General features: G+C 62.5%; 6 protein-coding genes. 2 read left to right on the top strand and 4 right to left on the bottom strand.

All coding sequences use genetic code 11. From position 1 onward, the window contains the following. The first annotated feature begins 213 nt into the window (after nt 1-213). Nucleotides 214-2,205, top strand: coding sequence for a cutinase family protein (locus tag ACFVJ3_RS48780; RefSeq protein WP_378458929.1), 1,992 nt, complete (start codon nt 214-216; stop codon nt 2,203-2,205). Nucleotides 2,206-2,761: 556 nt separating this feature from the next. Continuing rightward, nucleotides 2,762-3,073, top strand: a complete 312-nt coding sequence (locus tag ACFVJ3_RS48775; protein WP_378458928.1) for an N-formylglutamate amidohydrolase — start codon at nt 2,762-2,764, stop codon at nt 3,071-3,073. 158 nt (nt 3,074-3,231) lie between these two features. Here the strand turns inward: ACFVJ3_RS48775 and ACFVJ3_RS48770 are convergent, their stop codons facing one another. The 4 genes from ACFVJ3_RS48770 to ACFVJ3_RS48755 all read right to left on the bottom strand — a co-directional run bounded on the left by ACFVJ3_RS48770 (nt 3,232) and on the right by ACFVJ3_RS48755 (nt 8,057). Then, nucleotides 3,232-4,599, bottom strand: a complete 1,368-nt coding sequence (locus ACFVJ3_RS48770) for an MFS transporter (RefSeq protein WP_378458927.1) — start codon at nt 4,597-4,599, stop codon at nt 3,232-3,234. 630 nt (nt 4,600-5,229) lie between these two features. After that, nucleotides 5,230-6,345 (bottom strand): Rieske 2Fe-2S domain-containing protein, encoded by a 1,116-nt coding sequence (locus tag ACFVJ3_RS48765; protein ID WP_378458926.1) that lies wholly within the window; start codon nt 6,343-6,345, stop codon nt 5,230-5,232. Between the two features lie 87 nt (nt 6,346-6,432). Continuing rightward, complete coding sequence (locus ACFVJ3_RS48760; RefSeq protein ID WP_378458925.1) at nt 6,433-6,666, bottom strand: ferredoxin; 234 nt, start codon at nt 6,664-6,666, stop codon at nt 6,433-6,435. Further along, nucleotides 6,663-8,057: an NAD(P)/FAD-dependent oxidoreductase gene (locus tag ACFVJ3_RS48755; RefSeq protein WP_378458924.1), complete on the bottom strand. Its 1,395-nt coding sequence runs from the start codon at nt 8,055-8,057 to the stop codon at nt 6,663-6,665. Before ACFVJ3_RS48755 ends, ACFVJ3_RS48760 begins: the two co-directional genes overlap by 4 nt. Nucleotides 8,058-8,350: the final 293 nt, after the last annotated feature.

The raw sequence follows: 8,350 nt of genomic DNA, 5'->3' as shown, positions 1-8,350 counted from the left end.
ACTCCTCGGGATATGGCTTCGGCATGTCGATCATCCTTTCACCGTGAGGGCAGATCCCTCACGGGTCAGGTGTCAACCAGAGCCGGGGCAGTCCCCACCGTACTAACCGGCCACTGTGGGCACTCACCTCGACGCGAGCGCAACCGGCTGCGACCACCGATGTGCTCACCGAACGGTGATCCACCCACAGTCCGCCCGGTAGATGAGGTGCCAATGCCCGCCACACGTCCGACCGCCCACCGCGCACTCGCCGCACTGGTCACCGCGACGGTCGCCACCGGAACCGCAGCGGTGACCGTCCCGGCGGTGGCGCACGCGGACCCGGCCAGATGCGCATCGACGTTCAACCTCTTCATCCCCGGAACCTGGGAAACCAACGAGCACGCCGACCCCTCCGTTCCGGTCGGAATTCTCAAACCGATCGCCGACGCCATCACGGCCACCCACGATGACCGTGCGGAGGTCTACACCCTGCCGTATATGGCCCGCGCGTTCGACAACGGAAAGACCTACGCCGACAGCAAGTCCGACGCGCGCGCGAAAGCGGCCACTGTGCTTACCGACATGGCGAGCAGTTGCACGCGAACGAAGTTCACGATCACCGGATACTCCCAGGGTGCCGACGCGGCCGGCGATCTCGCCTCCGACATCGGTAACGGCAAGGGCCCCATCCCACCCGATCTGGTACTCGCGGTTGGCCTGCTGGCGGACCCAGGCTCGGGCACCCAGGGGGAAGCCGTCGTCGGCCCACGCGCCGCGGGAACCGGGATCGCCGACCCCCGCCCGCAGGGAATGGGTCAGCTCTCCGGCCGGGTCGCCTCCATCTGCTACACGGGCAAGGACCTGTACTGCTCGATCCAGAAGGGAGCGAGCCCGCTTCTCGGGTCGCTTGGCTCCATCCTCAGCAAGGCGCCCAGCACCGACCCCGGGGCGCTCGCCCCCGACGGAAGCGCTGGTCTCGCTGAGGCATTGACCTCGGACTTCTCGCAAGCCGATCTGCCGGCACTCGGCCCCAACGCCACCACGCTGGCGCAGCAAAGCAACGAAGACACGATCGATGTCGGCCAGCTGGCGAACTCCGCGACGTCGCTGATGCACACCCTCAGCCCGATCGCGGATCTGATCGCGACCGGCGCAGCGAATTCCGCCGCGACCGCCCACCTGACCACCGCCGCGTCGGGAACCGCTGAACACGCCGCCGGCCAGCTCCTGACCGCCGCGTCCCAGGCCGACCTGTCGAATGCGGTGACGACCGCGACCCAGCTCGCCGACACGGCGTCGGCGTTGGTCCAGTCCGGCACTGCCACCGTGCCAGCCACGTCGCCGGAGGCGACCGCACTGTCCACCGCAGCAGGAACACTGAGCGCACAGGTCGCGCCGCTGGCTGCCACACCCGCCGACGCACTCACGACCGTATCGAGCGTGCTGTCGGTCCTCAAACCGAGCGTCGTCGTCAGCCAAGTACTCAACGTGGTGACCGGCGTGACCGCACTCGACTTCCCCGGAATCCTGCAGAACCTGACGGTCCTCCCGCAGAAGGTAGCCGCGCTCGACGCACACGGGGCGCACCAAATCGCAGGGGAGTTGAACAACCAGTTCGCGCCGTTGGTCAAACTCGCCGCGGCCGTCGACCTCCGATGGGTCTCACAGATCCTCTCGATGATCCCGGACCCTTCCGGGTTCACCCAGATCGCCGCGCTGGTGACCTCGATCCTTGCCAATGTCGATGTCATCCGGCTCGCCAACCTGATCGGTCAGATTCAGGAAATCGCCTGGGCCGCGGTGGAGAGACTCCTCCCACCACCCGGGCGCGCGCCCGACCCACTCGGCGCCGGAGCCGCCATGACCGGACTGCTGCCCGTCGGTCTCGACCTCGCCTCGGTCGCGGTGAACATGCTCTCGGGCAAGGCCACCAAGACCGACCCGGCCCTCCTCGGCAAACAAGCCCACACCGTTCCGACCCCAGTCCCCGCCCAAGCCCAGAGCCTCGACCTGAACGGGCTGACCGGAACGCTGACCACCGTGGCCAACTCCCAAGGTGCGGACGACCTCGCCGCCCTGGTCTCCGAGGGGTTGAACGCCGCATCATTCTTCGCCTCCGGCGCCCACACCGACTACAACCACCTCGTCGTCGATAACGCCGGCCGCACCGCCATCCAATGGCTCACCGATTGGCTCAACCTCCAGATCGGCCGGGCCGCATAACCCGCCTTCCGAAACGATCCTCCACGAGAAGAGAGGCGAACATCATGGCCCCACCACGATCACACAATCCCGCTGCCCGGTGGATCTGGTGCAGGCGCTGCAAACTCCGAAGCTACCTCGCCCGATCAGACGCCAAGAACGTCCGCAGACGCCACCACGGATCGAAAGGACTCTCGGTGTTCCCCTGCCCCCACAACCCCAGCCAGTACCACGTCGGGCATCGTCCGCCCGCCCTCACCCACGGAGTCATCGATCGCCGCCGACTACGCAACCAGGCACTCAAAGACCCCGGGGCAGTCGCCGGCCGGGACATACCACCAGCTCGCTAACGCGGCGACAGCTCCCAACAACCGCACACTGTGACACGCACACACACGCACGCGAAGAAGGAGATCCGATGCAAGCACCGAGAGGGAAGACTCACCGATCAATCGACCCTGCCGCCGATCAGAAGACACGGTCGACCTCGCGCAACGCTTGGCGACACTGAATTCAACAAGGAAACCACCTGACCTCCTGCCACGTTGAGGCCGGCCACGCGGATTCGCCGGTCATCTTGCACGTCCCGCACGCCTCCCGCTCCATCCCCGAGAAAGTCCGTACGGGAATGCTCCTGACCGACGACCAGTTGCAACGACTGCTGGACGAATCAACGGACACAGCAACAGATCACGTCGCACTTCGAAACATGGAACTCCTCGCATCGGGTCTCCCACGACCCTGGCTGGCCATCAACCGATTCTCCCGCCTGGTCATCGATCCCGAACGATTCCCCGGCGACGACGAACCCATGAACGCCGTCGGCACTTCTGCACCAAGGTGCGTCGCCAGCTGCCCGATCTGTCGTCCGACATTTCAACAGAATTGACTGCAAATAGAACTGAGTGCGATGGTGCGGATGCCCCGCCCGGGATGGCCCCCGATCCGCATTGCGGCCTTGTCGCATTGGTTGGGTGGGCGTGGGCGGCCCCCTTGCTCGAACCGGCGGCGCCCCAGTGTGATTACGGATCATGCTTGATTGCGGGATCAATCGATACGGACGGTGCCTGGCGGGACGTGCCGGGCAGATAGAATGACGAATCCGGCCGCGATGATTGGCAGAGCACCCCAGAGCAAGGCGGTGCTGGCCCAAGAGTGGCCGCTCGAAAGCCAGAATGTGAACACGGCCCCGGCCGTAACAGCGCCAATCTGACCAGCAGCGGTAACAATCGCGATCCCTGTCGCCCGCGTATGGGCGGGGAAGCTTTCACCTCCGAAGAAGAGTAGGGCCGCGAACGGTCCCGACAGGAGGAGCAATCCCAGGCTGTAAAGAACGATAATGAGAATGGCGTTGTCGTTCGGTACCAACATCATTCCAACAAAACACATACCTGCAAGTATCCATCCGATGGAAATGCTGAAACGGCGCCCGAGTCGGTCACCGATCCAGCCGAACGTAAGGTACCCGATGCAGGCGCTGAGGTTCGACACGATGAGTACGACGAGAGCGTTGTCGAACGCAATGTTCTTTCCGTCTGTCGAATTGAGGACAGATGTGCCGAGGATCATGAACGCCAAAGCCCCAAACCAAATCAAAAAGAAGGCCGCGCTAAGTGCAAGCGTCGGTCGTAGCGATTCGCCTTTAAAGGCCGCGATCAACGGTGTCGAGGCGGTCCGTCGTGCAAGTCCCGCGGAATCAAGAAGTGCATTCGCATCATCTTCAAGGCCGACTCGCCGTAGGCCCTCAGCTTCCTTCCGTAGGGAGAATTGAGGACTTTCTTTCAAATACCTTGCGGCCCAGACCATGAACAGGGCAGGAAATGCGCCGATGATGAAGCATAGTGTCCAGCCGCCGATGGGGTAGAACGCGTAGATTGAGGCTGCAGCGAGAACCGACCCCACAGAGAAACCTGACTGCACGACAGAGTAACTCAACCCCCGCCGTCGAACGCGCGCCGGATCCGTGTAAACCGTCGCAAACATCTCGCTCAGGTACGTGGCGTTGATTCCTTGCTCGGCGTACCCCAATCCGGCGACTGAACGGATAACGATGAGCAAGACGATGCCGATGCCCGCTGTCACGCCCACGACCCAGCCGGCGGCAGCTGTAAACGCGGACATTAGCGCTGCACCAATAACCGCCACGATGATGCCCTTGCGGCGACCCAGTTTGTCCACCATGGGTCCGACCGCGAATGCAACTACCGCGGTGCCGATCGTGACCCATGTGTTGATACCGGTCGAGCGCGCCTCCGTCCAGCCATGATCTTCAGCAAGTTTGGGAAGAAGATTGCCGAACAGAACGAAATCGTATACTGCGAATGTCCACGCGAGAAAGCAGATCCATTTCGCGTTTCGTACATCTCTTTCGGTGACGCGGACTTGACTAGGTATCCTGTTGACGGAAACTGCCATTGTGGCACGCTCTTTCATCTCAATTGGACACGAACTGGTTCAGGGTTATCGGTGCGTACAGGGTGAGTGGGGTAACAGCTGAGTCTGGGTTCAGATGGTTGGTTGCTTGCAATGGATGCCGAGACGATGACGGACTTGGTGCGGCGGAGGCGCAGCAAGGCGCCAAGCGTCGGGTTTGCCGAACGTGAATTGGATCAGTCACGAGGCGATCAAGTTGCCGCGGTCGCCGCGATCTTGCCGCATAGGTAGTGCTTCGGGACTATGGGCTCAGGAATGGTCTGCGGTCATGTTCCCGCGTCGTTGGTCCAGCTATGCGCGCGCGAGGGCGGTCCGCCGATGTGCGCAGACACCGAGAAGAGCATCAGGAGCGGATGGTACGGGGCAATTCCTTTACGAATAGCTGGAATTCGGCAACACCGCGCGACAGAATTACAGCTTGCGAGGGTATCCGGTTATCGCCAGGGCCTACATCCCGGTTCGGAACCGCTAACTGCACCTCACCACTCGGCATCGCGACCAAAGTTCATCGGATGTCCAAGCCATGGCGCCATCATCAGTGAAACAGGCAGCGATGTGCTTGCTCTAATCAACGGCGCCATGGTCAGGAAATGTGGTTAAGCGATCTGCGCTTCAGCCCACTGGCTGTGAGCTCGCCGTTTCGATCGCGACCTGGTCGAGTGCTTCCCGCAGTGCCTCGGGTCCGCGCTTTGCTCCCGCGTCCAGTTCACGAATCCACCGACGCCAGAAAATGGTCGGCTTGTCAGGGAACACCGACACCTCGTTCCGGGGGTCGCCGATTCGGGCGGGTGTGTGTGAGGCAACCACAGGGTAGTCCTCTCCGAGCACCATGTCCTGTAACTGTAGGTGGATCTGGTCGGAAGACTCGTCATGAGTGTGACAGGTGAACCAGTAACTTCGGCTGGTGTTCTCATCTACCGGTGTGGCGTGCATGAAGATCTGTGTGGAGAAGGTATCGGACCAGGTGAATCTCAGGGTGATACTGAACGGCACCTCGATCAGGTACTCGGCCGGCGGCAGCATGACTGCGTCCTCATCGACAGGAGGACCGTAAGTGTCCTGACCAGGATTGTGAGCCAGGAAGGTGTCTGTCTTCCAGTTCAACGTACCGTCGCGCTGATCGACCGGATAGACAGGGAAGACAGTGTTCGGGGGAGCGCCCAGCGTGCCCCAGTGCGTGAACGGGAAGTGGGTGACGTCCATAAAATTCTCCATACGGCGGCCGGAGGAGCAGGGCCACTGGTAAGGCTCACCCATGATGCAGTGCAGGGTCTCGTCATCCCACCCATGGAAGGACGGGATCTTGGTCTCGACCGACGAATCCATCCGTACCCAGATCAGCCCGTATCGCTCCTCGCAGTCGTACTGATTGAGACGAGCCCGGGCAGGGATGGGCTGATCAGCTGTGAGCGACGGGACCTCCTTGCAGTGGCCGTCGTTTCCGTAGCACCAACCGTGGTACTTGCATCGAAGACCGTCTTCCTCCGCCCACCCGAGGGTGAGGGCAACTCCACGGTGCGAGCACCTGTCCTCGAAGGCGATCAGCTTGCCGCCGATCTCCGCGATCCCGATCAGCTCGCCCAGCAGCTTCGACTGGAGGGGACCACGACCACCCGGTTTTGCCGCGCGTAGTTCTTCGAGGGTTGCGACGGGGTGCCAAAAGTGGCGCCATGTTGCCGCGCTGGTGTTCAGGTCGTAGACGGGTTCGTTGTCCGTTTGGGTTGTCATGGCTGTTCCTTCTTGGTTGCTTTGAGCTCTATTGCTTTTGAGCCCATGATTGGTTGCGCGGGGGTAGCGGGACCTTCGAAAGGTTCGCTATTGGAAGAGGTCGATCTCTTCCCCTCTCTCCAGCAATGTGATGCAAGCCGTGGGGCAGCTCTTCGCCGCACGTAACAACTGGCTCCGGTCCGAACTTGGCGCCGTCGGCAACACCTTCGCGACCCCGGACGGATCGATCTCGAACGCGCGCGGCGCCAAATTGGCGCACATCCCGGAACCACAGCAATCGGCCTGATCGAGACCGACCTCGACCTCAGGAAACTGACTCACCGAACCTCACCTCCACTGACACCTGCAGAAGCAGAGGCGAACTCGACAGCCCCGCTCCACAGATCCTTAGAACCGATCATTTTTCGAAGACGGCGAAAGTGCTTCGGTGCATTCACCGTCACTGCACCACGTATCAGGTCGCCCTTCCGATACGCAGTTACCAGACGCGATAGATCCGGCCGCGCCTCAACAACCTCGACGTCCCCGGAGAGGTCGCCCGACCCCTGGATCTTCACCCCGTACTGGTCGGACCAGAAGTACATGTCGTGACTGAATGGACCGGCGATCTCGGCCCCGTGTGTCAGCACCTGGGCTGCGTGCGTTCCCTGATCCCCTGCGGTAGTCCATTGCTGAGAACGCACCCGCCGACCACCCATCGCCGCATTCGGGCACGATGCTGCATCTCCCACACCCAGCACGATCTCCGATCCGGCGCGGAGGAACTGGTCACAGATCAAGCCGTCACCGAGTGGAAGACCACTGCCGGTAAGCCAATTGACGTCCGGCACCACTCCGATACCGACGACGACCAGGCCAGCTTCAATCGCGGTCCCGTCGTCGAGCAGCACTCCCTCGACCCTCTCACCGCCGAGGAAGCCACTGACGCTGCTCCCGCAACGTAATGTCACACCATTCAGTTCGTGTAGCTCGCTCAGCAACTCAGCAACGACCGGCCCGAGCGCCCGCCGCATGGGGAACCGACCTGCTTCGAGGACGGTCACTTCCAGACCAAGCGTGCGAGCACTCGATGCGACCTCGGCGCCGATGAACCCGCCTCCGATCACGATCACCGTCGACGTCGTGAGTAGGTCTTCGTACAGCGCTGCCGCGTCGTCGCAGGTACGCACGACGTGGACGCCTCGCGGTGGAACCATGCACGGCAACCTGCGGGGCCGGGCGCCGGTAGCCACTACAAGAGCCGCGAAGGGGATGCGGACATCCGATCCCTCGAACTGTACGGCCAGCGTCTGCGCCTGGACATCGACCGAGTCCACCCGCGCCCCGGTCAAGACCGTCACGCCAAGATCCTGGAAGTATTCCCGGTCGTGGTAGGTCACGGACGTGGATCCGAGTGCGCCGGTGAGTACCTGCTTCGACAGCGGCGGCCGATCATAGGGCAGATGCGCCTCCGCGCCGATCAACGTGATTGGACCGTCGTATCCTTCACGCCGCACACCCTGCACCGTCCGCAAACCGGCCACGCCCGCACCCACCACGACTAGTCCGGCGGAACTACGGACGCGACCGCTCAGTACCCCACTCATGCCCGTTTCCTTTCGGGTCCGATCCCGCATTTTGCTAATACACCTTGGAATCGACTGCTTGGCAGCTGGTGAAAGGCCTCTGTCATGAAGGCCAGTGTGGTGTAGGGCACTCGATCCGATCGCCACCCCAACGGGGTGACTTAGTCCCGACTTGGTACTCCAACCTCCTCACCCCAATGGGGTGAGGAGCAGATAGGGGTCGGCAAGCCATCCCGATGAGGTTGAAGCCCTCGATCGAAGGTGCGACGGGGCGCGGGGGCGGGCCTGCGGAGCGATACGAGAAGTTGCGATGTGGTGGGTCGCAGAGGTGCTCGGTACGGCGATCGGGACTGCCCCCACCCTGGTTGACACTCGGGGTGTGCAGTTTCAGGCCGCGTGTGCGGTCTGATGGAGCGTCTCATATTCGACGGGTGTCAGTC

The sequence above is a fragment of the Rhodococcus sp. NPDC127593 genome (assembly GCF_042671975.1).
Taxonomy (GTDB): Bacteria; Actinomycetota; Actinomycetes; order Mycobacteriales; family Mycobacteriaceae; genus Rhodococcus_F.
The sequence above is the reverse complement of the archived record's forward strand: the minus strand, read 5'-3'. Positions and strand labels throughout refer to the sequence as shown.

Bases quoted from the DNA above. Each gene is read 5' to 3' on its own strand.
- ACFVJ3_RS48780 (WP_378458929.1), top strand. From the start codon at position 214: ATGCCCGCCACACGTCCGACCGCCCACCGCGCACTCGCCGCACTGGTC.
- ACFVJ3_RS48770 (WP_378458927.1), bottom strand. From the start codon at position 4,599: ATGGCAGTTTCCGTCAACAGGATACCTAGTCAAGTCCGCGTCACCGAA.
- ACFVJ3_RS48765 (WP_378458926.1), bottom strand. From the start codon at position 6,345: ATGACAACCCAAACGGACAACGAACCCGTCTACGACCTGAACACCAGC.